The following is an 18,428-nucleotide window of genomic DNA, read 5'->3' on the forward strand; positions in this document are numbered from 1 at the left end:
TAGTAGTGTGTTGAGTAAAGGAACAGGTACGTAGATACGCACTCGCACAATACCCAAAGGAGTTTTGAAAAAAGGATTTTTCGTATTTTTATGATTATTTAGGGTTATTTGTGATGAACTATCGTTATTCTACTATCGTGAACAGTCAACCATTATCTCGATTACGTAACTTGACACAAAAAATTTGTCACAGTTACTCACTACCTGAACGCGGTAAACAATCCTTTTGGGTGATTTACCAAAGTCGTTTATGCGAAGCCTTATTAATTCGCTACAAAGGGCAGGCTTATGCCTACTTAAACCGCTGTTTATATTCGGGGAAACCCTTAGACAGTGAAGATGATGAAGTTTTTGATGCGTCTGGTAATTTTTTATGTTCCAGCCATGATGGTATTTGCTATGACCCACGCACGGGCGAGTGTTTTAGCCCGATTGGTTTAGGGGAAAAGCTTATTGCATTAAGTATTTATGAATTGAATGGCGTGATTTTTCTAAAAGACGCACATACCAGTTTATCTAATAAACATTTACTTCAGTTTTCTATTGGAAAAAATGCGGATACTCAACTATTCATTCAAAATGAATATTCCTGTATTTATCATCAAGACAACTAAAGACATTCCCCTGCACAATCCCCTCGCTAATAGCGGAAAGTTGTCTTTTATCCAGATTTTTCGCCCGCAGTGATAAAACCTCCCCCTACATGCGGGAGGTTGCTTTAAGTTAGTGCTAAATAGATAATCCTCAAAGCAGGATAACGTGTTAGACAGCACAAAATTATCCAAATAAATCCGTTATATTAACTTACGGGATTTTCTAAACGGGCCAAAGACGCGATGAATCTTCACGACACTAGCTACAAACTGCTCTTTTCCTACCCCGAAATGGTTAAAGACCTACTCACAGGCTTTGTACATGAAAAATGGGTAGAAAATGTCGATTTCAACACCTTAGAACCCTACAAAACCGACTTTATTAGCGAAAAATTCCACAGTCGCAATGATGACCTGATTTGGCGCGTTCGTTATCAAGAAAATTGGCTATACATCTACATCATCCTAGAATTTCAATCCTCTATTGATGATTTTATGGCAATTCGCCTGTGGGTTTACATCGGTTTACTCTATCAACATCTGATAAAAACCGAAAAACTCAATCGTCATGACAAACTCCCTCCCGTTTTGCCTTTAGTTCTCTACAATGGCAATCAACGCTGGAATGCCCCAATTTCACTAGACAGTTTGATTCATCCCGCACCTGAAGGATTAGCACAATATCGTCCACAACTACACTACTTACTCATAGACGAACTAGCGTATCAAGATGCAGAACTATCGCCCTTAAAAAACCTTGTTGCGGCATTATTTCGCATGGAAAATAGCCGAAATCATGAACAAGCAGATACTATAATAGTAGAAGTCATCAAAGCCTTAGCGGACTGGTTAGACTCCCCCGAACAAGCAGGATTAAAACGGGCATTTGTAGCATGGTTAAAACAAATTTATTTACCACGCCATTTACCCAATACCCCGATGCCTGTTATTAATGAATTAGAAGAGGTTAGAATTATGTTAGAAGAACGCGTGCAACAATGGTATGCCGAAGGAATGCAAATAGGTGTGCAACAAGGATTGCAGCAAGGTGAATATTTTGGGTTACAACGTGGCAGGCAAGAAGAAAAACAACGGGATATTTTAATGATATTAGAAATCCGTTTTGGTGAGTTACCACTTAGTCTTGTCGAGCAAGTAAAAAGTATGACGGAGATGAATTTACTAGAAACCTGTTTAAAACAAGCCGTATTAGTTGAATCATTAACCGTTTTTTGTGAGCAATGGGTGAAAACGAATTAACATACTTTACCTATACAATACTTACTCCCATGCGTCAGCGTGGGAATGACTATCACATCATGCAAGTGTTATTTAAAAACCCCGCCTATCTGCACGTTCTATGCTACCATTTTGGATAAATAACCCCCTTTGTAACGTGCCACGATTTTCCCATGAATTCTGTTAACCCCGCTGCTCGTCTTCACTATCTAAAAGCCATGGGCATACAACAATGGGTTAGACGTAGCCTGCCCGTTTTAGATGCTGAAGAACTACCCACTGAAACAATTACGCCTCCGTCAGTCAACACCGCAAATTTACAAACACACTTACAATCTCTTCGTCAAGGCTTACGAAATAATGATAAACCGACTGTAATACAAAAAGAAATACCTGCTATTGTTGAAACAAACGCACTCAATTTTATAGACCGTGAAGTACAAGTTTTAGCTAATTTAGACTGGATAGCATTAGAACACCGTGTTACCGCCTGTACCGCCTGCCGTTTACATCAGAGCAGAACCCAAACCGTGTTTGGTGCAGGTAATCAACAAGCCGATTGGCTGTTAATTGGCGAAGCTCCCGGTGCAGATGAAGATTTACAAGGAGAACCCTTTGTGGGCAAGGCAGGACAGCTACTCACCCAAATTCTCACCGCATTACAACTACCACGTACACAAGTCTATATTGCTAATGTGTTAAAATGTCGTCCGCCAGATAATCGCAATCCTGCACCTGATGAGTTAGCCTGTTGTACCCCCTTTTTAGACCGTCAAATTGCATTGATTCAACCCAAAATAATCATTGCACTAGGTGCATTTGCCGCACAACACCTACTCAATACCAATAAACCCATCGGTGAATTACGGGGTAAACAACACAGCTATGCAAAAACGGGTATTCCCCTCATTGCAACCTATCACCCCGCGTATTTACTGCGGAGTCCCTCACAAAAAACAAAAGTTTGGAACGACTTTCAAGTTGCTTGTCAGATTTTTGCAAATCTCCAACCCTGACCACTATAAACCCGTATGAGTGCTGTTTTACAATTATCAGAATTCGCCATCCGTCCTATGCAACAAATCGATATCACCAACATTATGTTGATAGAAACCGTTGCTTATACGCATCCTTGGACAGAAGGAATTTTTCGGGACTGTTTGCGTGTTGGCTATCCTGCATGGGTTTTAGAACAAAACGGTATATTGTTGGGGTACGCGCTACTGTCCATTGTTTTAGATGAAGCACATATTTTAAACCTATGTATTCACCCCGATTACCAACGCTGTGGACATGGACAACGCTTATTAAGTCATCTATTTGAAATAGCCTGCCAACAACATTTAAAAACGATGTTACTAGAAGTCCGTGCATCCAATACGGCCGCTTATCGGCTTTATACAATGATGGGATTTATAGAAGTTGGCATACGGAAACATTATTATCCAACGGATAATATTCATATTCGGGAACATGCGTTGATACTAACAAAAATATTGTAATTAAATGAATAATAGCGTTTTTATCTTAATATATTTTTGCAAATAGTTTATTGATGACAAAAATTAGCGAAAGGATAAACGTGTATTATTTAAGGCTACAACCACCACGCTGATGTGTAATAACGATTAACCATGATGGCTCACTCCGCGCCAATACAATACTCAGGTTTCACCCTCCTAGAACTCCTCGTTGTTCTATTACTCATAGGCTTACTTGCGGGCATGACGCTCCCGCGTTTAACCAATTTATATAATACCTTTCAATCCGCTTCTGAGCGGGAAGATATTCTTATTCAACTCAATGGATTAAGTTATAAAGCCTACCAACAAGGTAGAATATTTGTACTAACCACTTTTCCCGCAAGCTCCCCCGAAAAACCCATTGATATTCCCCTTGTTTTGCCACAAGGTTGGCGTGTGACCGCAGAAAAACCAATTCTTTTTCGGGAAAATGGCGCGTGTAATGGCGGGATTGTTTCCTTATCTTATCAAGAAAATCTATCTTATCGTGCCGAACTCACGCCCCCTTTTTGTCGAGCCCATTTGTTATGAAACAGCGTGGATTCACTATCTTAGAAGCAATTGTTGCACTTGTTCTGATTGCAACCACAGGACTTGCGCTATTTAGCTGGATTAATACCAGTTTATTCAGCCTGTACCGTGTACAACAAGTACAACAACGTAATGAAGCCATTCGTAACGCACTTGCTTTTGTCAGCACGATTAACCCACTACAACGTCCTGAAGGACAGGAAACACTGGGGGCTTACCGTTTTGTTTGGACAGCAACCCCCATAGAACCCCCGCGTGATGGAATTAATCGCTTGGGCAGTATTGGACTATATCAGGTTGGTTTATTCACGATGACCGTGCAAATTTATCAAGCAGAAGAACTGCTCACAGAATTTAATTTTCGCCACATCGGCGCGTTACAAGTCCGCGACCCCGTTACTGACCTGTAGTAAAATTCCCCTTTCCGTTTTTTTCTATTTCTACAACAGATTTAAAGGTTATTACTTCCATGTCATTGCGTAAAGGACAACACGTTACCGCCGAAATTTTGCAATATGACCTTATTGTCCAAGAAAAATTGGGCGAGGGAGGACAAGGCGAAGTTTATCGAGTTATACATAATAATCAACATTCTTACGCGCTAAAGTGGTACAACACTGAACAATCCACACCAGAACAAAAAAAATCTATTCAGGAATTAGTGAGCCATGGCGCGCCACATGGTGCGGCAGGAAAACGCTTTATTTGGCCTTTAGACATCGTTACAACTGAAAAAAATGCACAATTTGGCTATTTAATGCCCTTAATTGATACCCAACGTTTTGCAGAATTGGGTGAAATTCAAGCACATCGTAAACCTGCACCCAGTTTTGCAACTTTGTGTGAGATTTCTTATCAAATCGCTAATAGTTACCGTATGTTACATTTAGATGGTTATTGTTACCGCGATATTTCCGCAGGTAATGTAATGTTTGATGCACAAACAGGGGAAACTCTGATTTGTGATAACGATAATGTTGGCATCAACAGCCGTGATGCCACGTCCCAAGTGTGGGGAACGATGGAATATATGGCCCCCGAAGTGATACGCGGACAAGCAAAACCATCCATTGAAACTGACCAGCATTCGCTAGCCGTCTTACTGTTTAATTTATGGGTATGGCATCATCCCATGCACGGTGACATGGAATATCAGATTTATGTGTGGGATTTACCTGCGAAAAAGCGTATTTATGGGGAAAATCCTGTTTTTATTTTTGACCCAAACAATACGAGTAATCAACTCCCATCTGATGCGGAATATCACACTGCGCGTAAACGTTGGCAATATTGCCCATCTACACTGCAAGCCCTTTTTACACGTGCTTTTTCTGATGGTTTGCATCATCCCGCCAAACGGGTAACGGAAGGCGAATGGCAAGATTTATTTTTAGAACTTAAAGATAATGCGTTACGCTGTCCACATTGCCACGCAGAAAACTTGTGGTCCCCCCCACAAAACCAATTAGCTTGTTGGCACTGTCAAACGACTATCCCCATTCCGCCAAAATTGTCTATTACCCATACTAAAGGTAAACACACCTTATTGTTGCATAAAGAAACCCAACTACTACAACGGCATATTCAACCCCATAGTGATAAAAGTCCGCAAGTAATTGGTGAAGTTGTACAAAATCCGAATAATCCTAACGTTTGGGGAATTCGCAATCTAACCGATTATAACTGGACGGCAACGTTACCCAACGGGCAAGTAAAAACGGTAGAACCACAACGCGCTGCACCACTTAGTTTAGGGCTACGCTTAGAAATTCTCGCAGGCGTTGCCCATGCTGAAATTATCGCATAACGTGCGATAGACATTCCTTTGACACATAGAATTGGCATTATCACTTGAACACAGCGTAATTCCAGCGGTAATATCCCTGTGTTCTACAGGTGGATAACACCGTTCAACATGATGTTATCCATGCTACTTTATCAAGTGTTAAGTCAATTAGGCTTTAACAGCGACAGGGATTTTACCGATTTTTGCCTGCCATTCCACTGGCCCTGTTTTATGTACAGAAGTTCCTTTAGAATCAACGGCAACTGTGACAGGCATGTCTTGCACCTCAAACTCATAAATAGCTTCCATACCCAAATCGCCAAACGCAACAACACGAGAAGAACGGATAGCCTTAGAAACTAAATAGGCAGCACCACCAACCGCCATTAAATAAACAGCTTTGTGTTTCTTAATGGCTTCAATCGCAATATCACCCCGTTCTGCTTTGCCTACCATGCCCAATAAACCCGTTTTAGCAAGCATCATTTCGGTGAATTTGTCCATCCGCGTCGCTGTTGTAGGACCTGCAGGACCTACGGCTTCATCACGTACTGCATCGACAGGTCCGACGTAGTAAATAAAGCGATTGTTAAAATCAACTCCTTCAGGTAATCCTTTGCCTTGTGCGAATAAATCCGCAATACGTTTGTGTGCTGCATCGCGCCCAGTGAGTAATTTACCATTGAGCAACAAGCGTTCACCGGGTTGCCATTGGAGAATTTCTTCATGCGTGATAGTGTCTAAATTAACACGGCGTGTTTGTGAGCTTGCTGTCCATGTGACTTTTGGCCAGTCTTCTAGTTTGGGAACAGGTAAGTGGGCAGCCCCTGTGCCATCCAGTGTAAAGTGAGCATGACGAGTTGCCGCACAGTTAGGAATCATTGCAACGGGCAGGGAGGCAGCATGAGTGGGGTAATCTAAAATCTTAATGTCTAAAACGGTGGTTAAACCACCCAAACCTTGCGCACCAATGCCCAAGGCATTTACTTTTTCATAGAGTTCTAGGCGTAATTCTTCTATGCGATTGCTAGCACCACGGGCTTTTAGTTCATGAATATCGATGTGTTCCATGAGTGATTCTTTAGCGAGGAGCATGGCTTTTTCTGCTGTGCCACCAATGCCTATGCCTAAAATACCGGGCGGACACCAACCTGCTCCCATTTTTGGCACGGTTTCCAAAACCCAATCGACAATGCTATCACTTGGGTTGAGCATGACAAATTTGCTTTTATTCTCAGAACCACCGCCTTTAGCAGCTACTTTAACTTCTACTTTATCACCCGATACTAATTCTATGTGAACAATACCGGGGGTATTGTCGCGGGTGTTTTTGCGTGCGCCCGCAGGGTCATTAACAACAGAGGCACGAAGGGTGTTATCAGGATGACCATAGGCAAGACGAATGCCTTCATCAACCATTTCTTGAATACTATGTTGTGTATCAAAACGGACATCCATCCCAATTTTTAAAAAGACAACACAGATTCCTGTGTCTTGACAGAGGGGACGATGACCTTCGGCACTCATGCGCGAGTTGACGAGAATTTGTGCCATTGCGTCTTTAGCCGCATCAGATTCTTCTCGTTCATAGGCTTCGCCTAAGGCTTGGATGTAATCAATGGGATGATAATAAGAAATAAATTGAAAGGCATCGGCGATACTTTGAACAAAATCTTCTTCACGAATGACAGTCATGGGCGTGTCCTACTTATGGTGACGATAAAGCGGTTATTATAACGCAAGGAGAAGCTATCGGGATGACTTTGACAACGCCGTATTGTGCTTGAAAATGCCATTTATCTTTCGCTTATGTCCCTTGAATCTTAATAGAACTTGTCTTTTTCAAACAATCTACCAGTGTTTAAGAATAACCAAGCATTTTTCTCCTCTTTCCCTTCGTGAGTTGTCAAACCATCATGTTAATTAGTGCAATTAATCGTTTTGCTGAAAAAGTTTTTGGGCGCGTTCCTTTGCTGATCATGCTAACGATTCCATTTATTTTACAAATGATTATTGCCTTAATTTTAGTGATTAGTTTGTCATTTATTTATCGGGGACAATTAGCCGAAGGGTTTATGCAACGCTTGAATGAGGCGTGTTTATTACGGATAGAGCAATATTTACAGAATTATTTAACCTTGCCTACGCAATTGCTTGATTATGATGTAGCGTTTCTGCAAAAAGAATCTATAGAAAGTGAGAAACTAACCAGCTATTTTTCAAAACAATTATATAGTTTTAATGCTATTTCTAGCATTTGGTTTGCATCGATACAAGGGCAATTTGTCAGTGTGGTTAAAACCCATGATAGTCTGTTATTAATCAGCACTAAATCACCTTATCATACTGTTCTACAACAATCTTTTCAGAATATAGCGGGGGATTATTCTCATACTGAACAGCAAGATACATTTTCTTTTCAACATTCTTTTTGGTATCAATTACCTTTAATGAATCACTGGGAAACATGGTCAAACGTGACCAGTGCCGACTTGCCCTTATTGGAGCGTCCTCAACAAGTATTGAGTAAACCCGTCTATGACTTAAAAGGACAACTTATCGGAGTGTTGGGTATTGGGGTTGATACATACGACATCAGCGATTTTTTACAACAAACCTTAGTCAGTGAAAACAGTCATATATTAATTTTTGAGTCAAAAGGGCCTTTATTAGCGCTTGCATCACGGTTTAATCAACAGACCGTTATGCCACCACTAGAATCGCTTATTTATTCAAATGTGTTTGTAACATCACTACCCCAGCCATTACAAAGTATGATGAATCAACTGCAAACCTATCTTAAATCAGGCAGAACGATACATGAATTACAACATTTACACATGAGTATTAATGAAAAAAATCATTTATTTACGATTAAACCATTTAAGGATAAACATGATTTATCATGGTTTATTGTCGTGTTATCACCAGAATTAGATTTTATGACAGCCGTACATAAAGACACGCTCAATATGGTGACATTTGCATTACTGGCCGTTTTATTATTTGCATGGTTTAGCATACGAACTGCACGCTGGGTGATTAAACCTGTTTTATCTTTAGATGACGCGGCGCAACAGTTGGCTATGGGAAAATGGGCACATGCATTACCTGTTAGACGAGTTGATGAAATGGGCAGTTTAGCGGTGTCTTTCAACACGATGGCGCGACAATTACAAGCATCAATTGCAACCCTTAAAATTAAAAATGATGAGTTACAACAACTTAATCAATTAAAAGAAATTAAATTTCATAACATGGCCGCGATGGTTCCCGGTGTTATTTTTCAATGGTATGAAAAAAATACAGGACAACAAGGCTTTTATTATGTGAGTTCACGCTGTTGGGATTTATACGGTATCAGTGCTGAAGCCTTACAAGCAGGTACGCAAAGCTTACCTATTCACCCTGATGATGATATTCATTGGCGCGAAAATGTCCGCCGTGCTATTGAACGAGGCGAAGAGTTGTCTGTTGAAGGGCGTTTTGTATTAAAAAATGGGGAAGTGAAATGGTGGCGCATCATCGCAAAACCCGTGATGAGTCGGGATGAAGTGGTACTCAATGGCATCATCATTGATATTACTCAACAACAAGCCTTAGAAGAATCTCTACGCCAAGCCAAGGAAACCGCAGAACAAGCAAAATTAGCGGCTGATATTGCAAACCATGCAAAAAGTCGATTTTTAGCCAATATGAGCCATGAACTGCGTACCCCCATGAATGCAATTCTAGGCTTTGCACAATTGATGATACGTGATGCACAAGTAACCGCCGTTCAACAAGAAAACTTAAATATTATTATTGAAAGTGGCGAGCATTTATTAGAATTAATCAATGATGTCTTAGAAATGTCAAAAATTGAAGCAGGGCAAATTACCTTAAATAAAACAACGGTTGATTTGCAACAAATGTTAAATAATATCCTAAAAATGTTAAGAATTCGGGCAAAAAATAAAGGGCTATTGCTACATGATGTTGTTCACGCAACTGTGCCGCGCTATGTTAAAACTGATGAAAACAAGCTACGACAAATTTTAATTAATTTAATTGCTAACGCCATTAAATTTACTGAACAAGGACAAGTAACGGTACAAGTGGCTTATCAACCTGCAACCGCGAACAAGATGGCACAACTGCATTTTGCAGTACAAGATACAGGTATTGGAATTGACCCGAACGAAATAGAACGGCTTTTTGAGGCTTTTCAACAAAGTGTACACCATAATAAGCCTTATGAAGGCTCAGGTTTAGGCTTGCCTATCAGTCGTCAATTTGTGCAACTCATGGGGGGCGATATTGACGTACAAAGCCAATTAGGTGAAGGCTCAACGTTTCACTTCACAGTAACGATTGAACGCGCAGATATTAATACCTTGCCCATTAGTGAACCTTATGCCACCGTTGTTGGATTGGCAACGGGACAAGCAAATTATAAATTATTAATCGTTGAAGATAATGATGAAAGTCGCCTCTTATTAAAACGCCTGCTTGAAGGGGTTGGTTTTGTTGTTAATGAAGCCAGTAATGGCAAACAAGCCGTAAGCCTTTGCCAACAATGGCAACCTGATTTAATTTGGATGGATATTCGTATGCCTGTTATGAATGGTTATGAAGCAACCAAACAAATTAAAGCGCAAGCGAAGGGGAAAAACATCATCATCATCGCACTCACAGCCAGCGCATTTGAACATGAACGCCAACATATACTGGATGCAGGCTGTGACGACTTTGTACGTAAACCCTTTAGAGAAAGAGAAATATTTGATAAATTAGCATATTATTTAGGCGTGCGTTTTATCTACAATACCCAAACCAATAACAGTATTAGCCCTGCACCGACTGAACAATCAACAACGTCCTTCCATCACTTGGAACAACGACTGCATACGCTCCCTGCTCAATGGCTAACGGATTTACAACTAGCAGCAGCACAAGCAGATAATGATGTTGTTATGCAACTACTACAAGAACTGCCTAACACACATCATGATATTGCAGATAACATTGCAACCTTAGCCCACGATTTTCAATTTGATACTATCATCACTCTCTGTAAATCAGTTTTATCACTCTCACCTAATCGGCAGGTGCAATAATGGATACACCTCTTTACCCCTTAAAAACAGAGATAAATTATAAAGATAATATCCTCATTATTGATGATACCCTGCCTAATTTACGCCTACTTTCCAATATGCTAACCGAACAAGGCTATAAAGTTCGAGGCGTTACTAACGGCAATAGTGCATTGATTGCTATCCATTTATCACTACCCGATTTAGTCCTACTTGATATTAATATTCCCGATATAAATGGCTATGAAGTTTGTGAACGGCTAAAAGCTGACGAAAAAACCCGTGATATTCCCGTGATTTTTATCAGTGCAATGCACGATATTTTAGATAAAGTTAAAGCCTTTAGTATTGGCGGTGTGGACTACATCACCAAACCTTTTCACGTGGACGAAGTATTAGCAAGAGTGCGCACCCACTTAACCATCCGCCACTTACAAAAACGCCTAGAACTAGCGAATCAAGAATTGTATCGTCAAGCAACCTTAGATGGTTTAACCCAAATTGCTAACCGTCGCCGTTTTGATAGCTATTTAGAACAAATGTGGCAACAAATGATGAATTTACAAAAGCCTATTGCCTTGATTCTCGCTGATATAGATTATTTTAAAACCTACAATGACACTTATGGACATTTAATGGGTGATGAATGCTTAAAAAAAGTAGCAAAAACAATTGAAGGCGCAACACATCGAGCAACAGACCTTGCTGCTCGGTATGGAGGAGAAGAATTTGCAGTCATTTTACCTGAAACAGATATAACAGACGCATTACAAGTCGCTGAAACTATTCAAGACAATATCAAACTGCTTGCAATACCACACACACAATCAACCGTCAGTCATTTACTGACGCTAAGCATCGGTGTTACCTGTATGATACCCTCAACAACCAATAACAATGTCGCAATACAGCTTATAAGACAGGCAGATGCACTACTATATCAAGCAAAATCATCAGGACGAAACCGCATACGATATCTCACCCCATAACGATTTTTTCACTAACAAGCTATCTCACCCAAGCTTTTTAACAAAAACCACTGCTAGCTAACCGCTTCATCATCCGTATCCATTACCCGTTTAAACAAAGTTGCACCACAATTTGGACACACAGGAATATAGGCAGGTTGCGTAAACTGCAAAGAATGTTGACAATTATCACACTGTAACGTACCCGGCCCTGTGACTTCACCACTCATCCATTCCGTTGCAAGCCGCGCCCGTTCTGCCCATGCATCCAACTCTGAACGGGTATGATCTACCATAAAACTAAACATATCTAGCAACTTATCCTCGATAAGTGCCAAATCAAACCGCGCCCATTCTTTTAACCCCTGCTCTGTTTCTGATAGATAGTGAGCCGCATCCTGTAAATCTCGAAACAAATAATGACCAATGCGCTCCGCTTCTTCAACCGTCAATTCTTCCAAAGCAATTGCTTTTTCTTTTGCTGCCTCAATGTGTTCTCGTAAAGTTAAAGTTGCGGGTGTATCAAGCGCGTCTTTCACCCGTGTCATCATCCGTTGATAGCCAGAAAGCAATTTATTATCATTATTTTGCATGGTAAACATTCCTGTATGAGAAAGATAAAACTGATTATCTATAAAGCGGTTAGCACTTGCTCAAATAGTTTAGCTAAAAAATAGTTTTTTGGCTGAATTACCTCCCTATTACAACGTTTTTCAAAAAAACAGGGGTAAATCCATAACCGATTTACCCCTTTAATAATCAATGCTGACTTTATATATCTATTTTGCCACGATAAAACGGCTATGTACCCAACCGATTTGCCCCTTCAAATTTTTAACATTATCTAAGACTTCAACTTCTTTCCACACACCTGTTTCCTCTCCCGTCGCTTTTAAGCGGGTATCTTTAGGCAGTGGACTATTTGGCAACGTCGCCCCGTTTTGGTCAGGCGTTTTACGAATGTGTAAATTAGCCGTTGTTACATACGTTCCCCCCTCATCACTGACAGAATCTGAACGTCCTAATAAACGTGAGCGAAAAGTCATCATAGGGAAAGCAGGACCGGGGTCGCTCTTACGTCCGGGGGCTATATCATCATGTCCTAAAATATCTTTTAATCCATAATGTTGAATTAATGTCCCCGCAATTTCTAAGGCAGTAAACAATTGCTCAGGTGTATATAATTGCCAATAACGAGAAACCGTTTCATTTTTATGTTGCGCTTGAATGACTTGCTCAATGGGAATAGGGTCACCAAACCAAGTGCGAAAATCACCTGTTGGAGAAGGGTTTACAATCCCAACATTGTCTAATTCTATCCCGATAGAATAGTTGTTTAACCCTGTATAACCCTGCCAAGAACTGCTCCCTGCGTGCCATGCAACCTTATTAAAAGCAACCAGTTGAATAACACTACCATCGCGTCCAACAACCAGATGTGCAGAGGCTTTTGCCGCAGGATTAACTAACCAATTGACAGACTGGTCAAAATTACGCCCTGCGGTGTAGTGCATCACCAAAAAACTAGGATTTAGAGCATCACCAATATTAGGAGAAGCACGGAAAGGATAAGGTGTATCGTCATCACGGCACAGGCGGTGATTTATAATCTTCATGGGGTATCCTTCTTATTACGTTGAAGTTTGCAAGCCAAAAAACAGACAAACTCGCTACCTACACAGTTTTACAGGTATCTTTGATAACGTCAATCAGTGAGAAATCAAGATGTGTAAATCTGTATGAATTAACAAAATATCTGTCTAGTAGTCCTTACAATATTAATAATTTAGACACTTTGCAAACCATGATACAAGTTTACAACGTGGCGCGCCTCAGCAAAAAACAGCCAACGTTCTAATAAGATACCACTATAAGCGATAATGACAGCAAGCCATTGTGAGACAACACTCGCATAGCCTAGCAAGATGGCAGGTAAAATAAATCCCATAATAAACACAATACTGCGCAATATACGAATTTGCAGTGCGGAAATAGAATAGTTAAATTCACGCGTTACAAACGTATCCGCCGTATGCCCTATCTCCAATAAACGGACAATAGCATAACTAAAGCCTGTAGCGGTGTTTATACTCGTTTCTGTTGGTTGCCCTAACCAACCGTAATAAATTAGTTTTGCACTTGCTGCAATGGCTATTAAGCTAAGTACAAACGGTAAAAAACCAGTGGCAATATCGCCCAATAACGCGACAAATAATAAACCACCCAACATAATTCCCAACAACACATAATTAATCGGGGTTAAAGGTGTGTACCACTGGCGAATAGTTTTCAAACAGGCGTAAATCATGCCCGTTGCAAACAAGGTTAAAATGGCTAATATACTGATAAATAATGTAATACTCCAATGTGGTTTCCCTATCCATAAGCTGATTAAATAAATTAAAACCACAGGATAAAAAATGACCGCCAATATACCCTCACGCGACAACCACGAAGTTCGAAAACGGCTAAATGCTCGCCATGCCCTTGTTGGGTTCGCTAAATGCAGCGTAGAAGATAACAAACCAGCCGTAATGAAAACGAGAGCAATACAGACAATTAAAAAAATTTGTGTAACTGACAAATAAACATTTAAATTAATTAGTTGTACCAGCATGAGCAGGAACATTAAGCCATAACCCATGCCAGCCGTCACCGTGAAGAAAATAACAGAAAATGCAGGACGCATCGTATCAACCCTTTTTATTTTTAACGGATAATCGCTTTATTTATCCAAGTTTTAACAGTATTTAATAAACTTTGTTGCACATCGTCCGTTGCAATGGGTTTACGCTGGCGTGGAGGTAAATAATGATTCGTGGGTTGATATCCCATTTCAGGCATCAGTTGATAGCCTGCACGCTCACTAACCAGTTGACTAACCTTAGAATTTTCATCTGCAAAATCCCCAAAATAACGGGCATGTGCAGGGCATGTCACAACACAAGCAGGTTGACGGTCTTCAGGAGATAAGGCAGTGTCATAAATTCTGTCTATGCACAATGTGCATTTTTTCATTGTTCCATCAACAGCATCTAATTCCCTTGCGCCATAAGGACAAGCCCAAGAACAGTAATTACAGCCCATACATTTATCTTGGTCGACCAGTACAATGCCATCTTCGGCGCGTTTATACGACGCACCTGTCGGGCAAACCGTAACACAAGCGGCTACTTCACAGTGCATACAAGACATTGGAAAATTGACAGTTTTGTTATGTGGGAAATCCCCAACCTCATACTGGCGAACTCGGTTAAACCAGACACCACTGGGGTCTTTACCGTATGGATTATAATCAGTTAATGCCCCCGTCGTTCCTGATGTATTCCATTGTTTACACGCAACCGAACACGCATGACAACCCACACAGACATCTAAGTCGATGACTAAACCAAGTTTCATAACCTTGCCTTTTATAATGTTATTTAACTATCTGTTCTAACTTTATGAGTTGTTAAAACGCGAACACGCCACGCTTGCAACTGGGTAAGCGTAGCTTGTTCCATCCGTACTGCAACCCATTGTTGAAATTGCCAAAACGCTAACCGTTGTTTTAAAACTTCTTGTTTACCTTATTAAATTCAGTTTATTAGTAAACTACCGCCAGCCTTTCGTTAAAATATCCCAAAAAGACCGTTTAAGAGATACCGCTTTATGTGTTTGATAACGGAGTGTTGATGGTGCGGTTGCTTGTTGTTTTAAGGGCTTTATAGATGGAAACTGTGGGTAATTTCCTATTTCTTTAGCAGGATAAATTTTTACCCGTAAGTCATACCATGCTGCTTGTCCTGTTATCGGGTCTGAATTAGTTATATCAGGTGTCTCCGCCTGCGCAGGTAGCAATTCGGCAATTAGATGATTTATTAAAAATCCTTGTGTTGCTTCATTTGCATCGGGCGACAATCCCCACGCCCCAGCTTGTTTACCAACAGCATTCCATGTCCAAACAGTATTCGCTTCAACACCTTCCATTAATTTTACTTGTACACGAATTTTACCGTTATGTGATTCTACCCAAACCCATGATAAATCCTGAATATTTAGTTTTTCTGCACGTTGACGATTCATATATAAATAGTTTTGTGCCATGAGTTGTCGTAACCATGCGTTTTGTGAATCCCATGAGTGATACATAAACATAGGACGTTGAGTAATCGCATGAAATGGATACTCATTTGTATCAATGCGTTGTTCTTCTAACGGCGGGTAATAAAAGGGGAGAGGGTCAAAATAACGAACAAGCCGTTGTTGATGGTCGGCACGGCTTGGCTGTATGCCTGCATATAAACCCAAACCTGCTAAACGGAATTTTTGCAAAGTTTCCGAATAAATTTCTAATACCATTGGTTGAGTGGTATCAATCCAACCCGCTTGTTTGGCTAAGGTTAAATAGTCTTGATTGGCAAAGCGATAATAATGTTGATTGGGTTTAAGCGCGTAACGGAAAAAAGATTTATTTTCAATATATTGTTCCCATTGTCGTGGGTTGGGTTCACCCCGTAAAGAGTGTGAACCATCTTTTCCGCGCCAACCTGCTAAAAAACCGATACCTGCTTCTTTTTCATAATTGACAATAAAATCTTTATAATCTTTGTATTTGCGTTCGCCATTCTGATGTGTAAAAGCAGGAAAACCTAAACGTCCCGCTAATTCCAACATAACCTCTTGCCAAGCGCGAACATCTCTATCAGGTGTAATAACCGTATGGCGAATTGAATCGCAGGCGGCAGTTGGTTCTGAAATTGGACGGTCGAGCATAGAAATAGTGTCATAACGTTCTAAGTAGGTCGTATCAGGCAACACTAAATCGGCATAGTTGACTGTTTCAGAATGAAACGCATCAACTACGACCAAAAAGGGGATTTTATACGCACCACTTGCATCTTTGCTTTTTAACATATCAATAGTATTAGCGGTGTTCATGCTGGAATTCCACGCCATATTTGCCATAAATAACAATAAAGTATCTATTGGGTAAGGGTCAGCGTTTACGGCGTTATGAATCACCATGTGCATTAAACCATGTATAGATAAGGGTGCGTCCCATGAAAAGGCTTTGTCAATTCGGAGTGGGTTACCTTCGGCATCAATTGCTAAATCTTCAGGGCAGGTAGGAAAACCCAAGGGTGGCGATGTGAGTGGCGTATTAGGCGCGGTGGTTTTGGCGGGCTTCATCGCAGGCGGAATAGGTTTTGGATAGGGTGGCTTGGCTAAATGTCCGCCCGGACAGTCGATAGTACCCAGTAAAATTTGTAATAAATGCAAAGCACGACAGGCTTGAAAACCATTGGAATGCGCAGAAATCCCACGCATCGCGTGCATGGAAACAGGACGACCAATAAACTGTGTTTGCTTACGTCCTGCCCAATCTGTCCATTCAATGTCTAGGGTAATACTTTCTTTAAAAGCAACATGCGCCATTTCTAGGGCTAGTCGTTCAATGGTTTCCGCGCTAACGCCACAAATGTCGGCAGCAACCGCTGGAGAATAGTCTGCGGTTAAATATTTATCTGCCAAAATTTGCATAACAGTTTTTAGTGGCTTACCGTCGGGCGCGGTAAATTCGCCAAATAAAGCGGGCTGAACACCTGCTTGTGTGGCATCTGTAAACTCATGTTGGCTTAAATCCCAGATTTGTGGTTGACCGTTTGCATCACGCCAGAATAAGCCATCCCCTGCTTGATTGGGGGTATTGACAACTAAGTAAGGTGCATTGGTATAGCGCAGTAAAAATGCCCAATCAAATTGCTCATTTTTTAGTAAAACATGCACCATCGATAACGCGAATATGGCATCTGTGGTGGGACGAATAGCAATCCATTCATCCGCAATGGCTTGATACCCCGTGCGAACAGGATTGATTGAAACAAATTTTGCACCACGCCGTTTTAGTTTTTCTAAGCCTATCTTTAATGGATTTGACGCATGATCTTCAGCAACACCCCAGAGCATAAAATATTTGGTATGTTCCCAATCAGGTTCACCAAACTCCCAAAAGGCATAACCCATTGTATAAAGCCCTGCGGCAGCCATATTAACCGAGCATAAACCCCCATGTGCAGCCCAGTTAATTGTTCCAAATTGGCTCGCCCACAACGCGGTTAAGGCTTGCATTTGGTCGCGTCCTGTAAAATAAGCAAGTTTTTTAGGGTCAGTTGCGCGAATTTGGCGTAAACGGTCAGTCAGTAATGTTAAAGCCTGTTCCCATGAAATTTCTTCAAACTCGCCCGCACCGCGCGCTGTTCCTTGTTTACGTAATAATGGGGTATGTAATTTCGCGGGCGATTGTTGTTTCATAATCCCCGCGTTACCCTTAGCACATAACACCCCCTGATTAACAGGATGGTCACGATTGCCTTGAATAAAGCGTACTTGTTCGTTTTCCAATGTCACTTTAATGCCACAACGACAAGCACACATATAACAGCTTGTATATTCGGTTTTTTGCTGGGTATGGTCTTCGAATACAGGTAAATCAAGCACCAATTTGTCTGTTTGAAAATTATCGTTTTTTACTTGAGTAGGCACATGAGGAGCATTCATAAACACATAAACCCTTTGTATTTTAATAATTGGTTATATTCAAATTTACTAATTAAGCTGTCTATTAAAATAACGATTCTGTACTTATCGCACAAATGGATTTATTTTTTATGGTCATAAACCCAGTTTATGTCATAGCCTAAATTTGTATTTACTAGGACTTAGCC

15 protein-coding genes are annotated in these 18,428 nt (G+C 40.7%); 9 read left to right on the forward strand and 6 right to left on the reverse strand.

Annotated elements, in window-relative coordinates; genetic code table 11:
• Window positions 1–113: 113 nt before the first annotated feature.
• The 7 genes from AL038_RS09735 (at window position 114) to AL038_RS09765 (ending at window position 5,693) form a co-directional block, all read left to right on the forward strand.
• A complete protein-coding gene (locus AL038_RS09735) occupies window positions 114–614 on the forward strand; it encodes a Rieske (2Fe-2S) protein (RefSeq protein WP_062152306.1) in 501 nt (166 codons plus the stop codon).
• Window positions 615–836: 222 nt separating this feature from the next.
• The gene (locus AL038_RS09740) at window positions 837–1,853 is read left to right on the forward strand and encodes an Rpn family recombination-promoting nuclease/putative transposase (RefSeq protein WP_066246119.1); all 1,017 of its coding nucleotides are present in this window, start codon (window positions 837–839) and stop codon (window positions 1,851–1,853) included.
• A 152-nt stretch (window positions 1,854–2,005) separates the two neighbouring features.
• Window positions 2,006–2,848, forward strand: a complete 843-nt coding sequence (locus AL038_RS09745) for a uracil-DNA glycosylase (protein WP_062152310.1) — start codon at window positions 2,006–2,008, stop codon at window positions 2,846–2,848.
• Between the two features lie 15 nt (window positions 2,849–2,863).
• On the forward strand, window positions 2,864–3,334 hold the full coding sequence (gene rimI, locus AL038_RS09750) for a ribosomal protein S18-alanine N-acetyltransferase (protein WP_062152312.1): 471 nt from the start codon (window positions 2,864–2,866) through the stop codon (window positions 3,332–3,334).
• A 132-nt stretch (window positions 3,335–3,466) separates the two neighbouring features.
• Window positions 3,467–3,886: a prepilin-type N-terminal cleavage/methylation domain-containing protein gene (locus AL038_RS09755; RefSeq protein WP_083991486.1), complete on the forward strand. Its 420-nt coding sequence runs from the start codon at window positions 3,467–3,469 to the stop codon at window positions 3,884–3,886.
• The gene (locus AL038_RS09760; protein WP_062152315.1) at window positions 3,883–4,296 is read left to right on the forward strand and encodes a PulJ/GspJ family protein; all 414 of its coding nucleotides are present in this window, start codon (window positions 3,883–3,885) and stop codon (window positions 4,294–4,296) included. Before AL038_RS09755 ends, AL038_RS09760 begins: the two co-directional genes overlap by 4 nt.
• A gap of 59 nt (window positions 4,297–4,355) precedes the next feature.
• On the forward strand, window positions 4,356–5,693 hold the full coding sequence (locus tag AL038_RS09765) for a serine/threonine protein kinase (protein WP_062152317.1): 1,338 nt from the start codon (window positions 4,356–4,358) through the stop codon (window positions 5,691–5,693).
• 147 nt (window positions 5,694–5,840) lie between these two features.
• On the opposite strand, the gene AL038_RS09770 is transcribed toward AL038_RS09765, so the two are convergent.
• Entirely contained in the window at window positions 5,841–7,367 is a 1,527-nt protein-coding gene (locus tag AL038_RS09770; protein ID WP_062152319.1) for a fumarate hydratase, read from the reverse strand.
• 221 nt (window positions 7,368–7,588) lie between these two features.
• Here AL038_RS09770 and AL038_RS09775 point away from each other — a divergent pair, with 221 nt between their 5' ends.
• Both AL038_RS09775 and AL038_RS09780 read left to right on the forward strand, forming a co-directional pair.
• Entirely contained in the window at window positions 7,589–10,771 is a 3,183-nt protein-coding gene (locus AL038_RS09775; protein WP_062152321.1) for a HAMP domain-containing hybrid sensor histidine kinase/response regulator, read from the forward strand.
• Entirely contained in the window at window positions 10,771–11,739 is a 969-nt protein-coding gene (locus AL038_RS09780) for a diguanylate cyclase (protein ID WP_062152323.1), read from the forward strand. Before AL038_RS09775 ends, AL038_RS09780 begins: the two co-directional genes overlap by 1 nt.
• A 53-nt stretch (window positions 11,740–11,792) precedes the next feature.
• Here AL038_RS09780 and AL038_RS09785 read toward each other — a convergent pair whose 3' ends face one another.
• The 5 genes from AL038_RS09785 to AL038_RS09805 form a co-directional block, all read right to left on the reverse strand.
• Entirely contained in the window at window positions 11,793–12,311 is a 519-nt protein-coding gene (locus AL038_RS09785; protein WP_062152325.1) for a zinc ribbon-containing protein, read from the reverse strand.
• 186 nt (window positions 12,312–12,497) lie between these two features.
• Window positions 12,498–13,334, reverse strand: coding sequence for an N-acetylmuramoyl-L-alanine amidase (locus AL038_RS09790; protein ID WP_062152328.1), 837 nt, complete (start codon window positions 13,332–13,334; stop codon window positions 12,498–12,500).
• A 170-nt stretch (window positions 13,335–13,504) separates the two neighbouring features.
• Window positions 13,505–14,407, reverse strand: coding sequence for a dimethyl sulfoxide reductase anchor subunit family protein (locus AL038_RS09795; RefSeq protein WP_062152329.1), 903 nt, complete (start codon window positions 14,405–14,407; stop codon window positions 13,505–13,507).
• A 20-nt stretch (window positions 14,408–14,427) separates the two neighbouring features.
• Window positions 14,428–15,120: a 4Fe-4S dicluster domain-containing protein gene (locus tag AL038_RS09800; protein WP_062152332.1), complete on the reverse strand. Its 693-nt coding sequence runs from the start codon at window positions 15,118–15,120 to the stop codon at window positions 14,428–14,430.
• A gap of 195 nt (window positions 15,121–15,315) precedes the next feature.
• Window positions 15,316–18,261, reverse strand: a complete 2,946-nt coding sequence (locus AL038_RS09805; RefSeq protein ID WP_083991488.1) for a molybdopterin oxidoreductase family protein — start codon at window positions 18,259–18,261, stop codon at window positions 15,316–15,318.
• Window positions 18,262–18,428 lie beyond the last annotated feature (167 nt).

It is taken from the genome of Beggiatoa leptomitoformis (genome assembly GCF_001305575.3).
Classification (GTDB): Bacteria; Pseudomonadota; Gammaproteobacteria; order Beggiatoales; family Beggiatoaceae; genus Beggiatoa; species Beggiatoa leptomitoformis.

Coding starts and splice junctions, on each gene's coding strand:
- AL038_RS09735 (WP_062152306.1), top strand. CDS start 114: ATGAACTATCGTTATTCTACTATCGTGAACAGTCAACCATTATCTCGA.
- AL038_RS09740 (WP_066246119.1), top strand. CDS start 837: ATGAATCTTCACGACACTAGCTACAAACTGCTCTTTTCCTACCCCGAA.
- AL038_RS09745 (WP_062152310.1), top strand. CDS start 2,006: ATGAATTCTGTTAACCCCGCTGCTCGTCTTCACTATCTAAAAGCCATG.
- rimI (WP_062152312.1), top strand. CDS start 2,864: ATGAGTGCTGTTTTACAATTATCAGAATTCGCCATCCGTCCTATGCAA.
- AL038_RS09755 (WP_083991486.1), top strand. CDS start 3,467: ATGATGGCTCACTCCGCGCCAATACAATACTCAGGTTTCACCCTCCTA.
- AL038_RS09760 (WP_062152315.1), top strand. CDS start 3,883: ATGAAACAGCGTGGATTCACTATCTTAGAAGCAATTGTTGCACTTGTT.
- AL038_RS09765 (WP_062152317.1), top strand. CDS start 4,356: ATGTCATTGCGTAAAGGACAACACGTTACCGCCGAAATTTTGCAATAT.
- AL038_RS09770 (WP_062152319.1), bottom strand. CDS start 7,367: ATGACTGTCATTCGTGAAGAAGATTTTGTTCAAAGTATCGCCGATGCC.
- AL038_RS09775 (WP_062152321.1), top strand. CDS start 7,589: ATGTTAATTAGTGCAATTAATCGTTTTGCTGAAAAAGTTTTTGGGCGC.
- AL038_RS09780 (WP_062152323.1), top strand. CDS start 10,771: ATGGATACACCTCTTTACCCCTTAAAAACAGAGATAAATTATAAAGAT.
- AL038_RS09785 (WP_062152325.1), bottom strand. CDS start 12,311: ATGCAAAATAATGATAATAAATTGCTTTCTGGCTATCAACGGATGATG.
- AL038_RS09790 (WP_062152328.1), bottom strand. CDS start 13,334: ATGAAGATTATAAATCACCGCCTGTGCCGTGATGACGATACACCTTAT.
- AL038_RS09795 (WP_062152329.1), bottom strand. CDS start 14,407: ATGCGTCCTGCATTTTCTGTTATTTTCTTCACGGTGACGGCTGGCATG.
- AL038_RS09800 (WP_062152332.1), bottom strand. CDS start 15,120: ATGAAACTTGGTTTAGTCATCGACTTAGATGTCTGTGTGGGTTGTCAT.
- AL038_RS09805 (WP_083991488.1), bottom strand. CDS start 18,261: ATGAATGCTCCTCATGTGCCTACTCAAGTAAAAAACGATAATTTTCAA.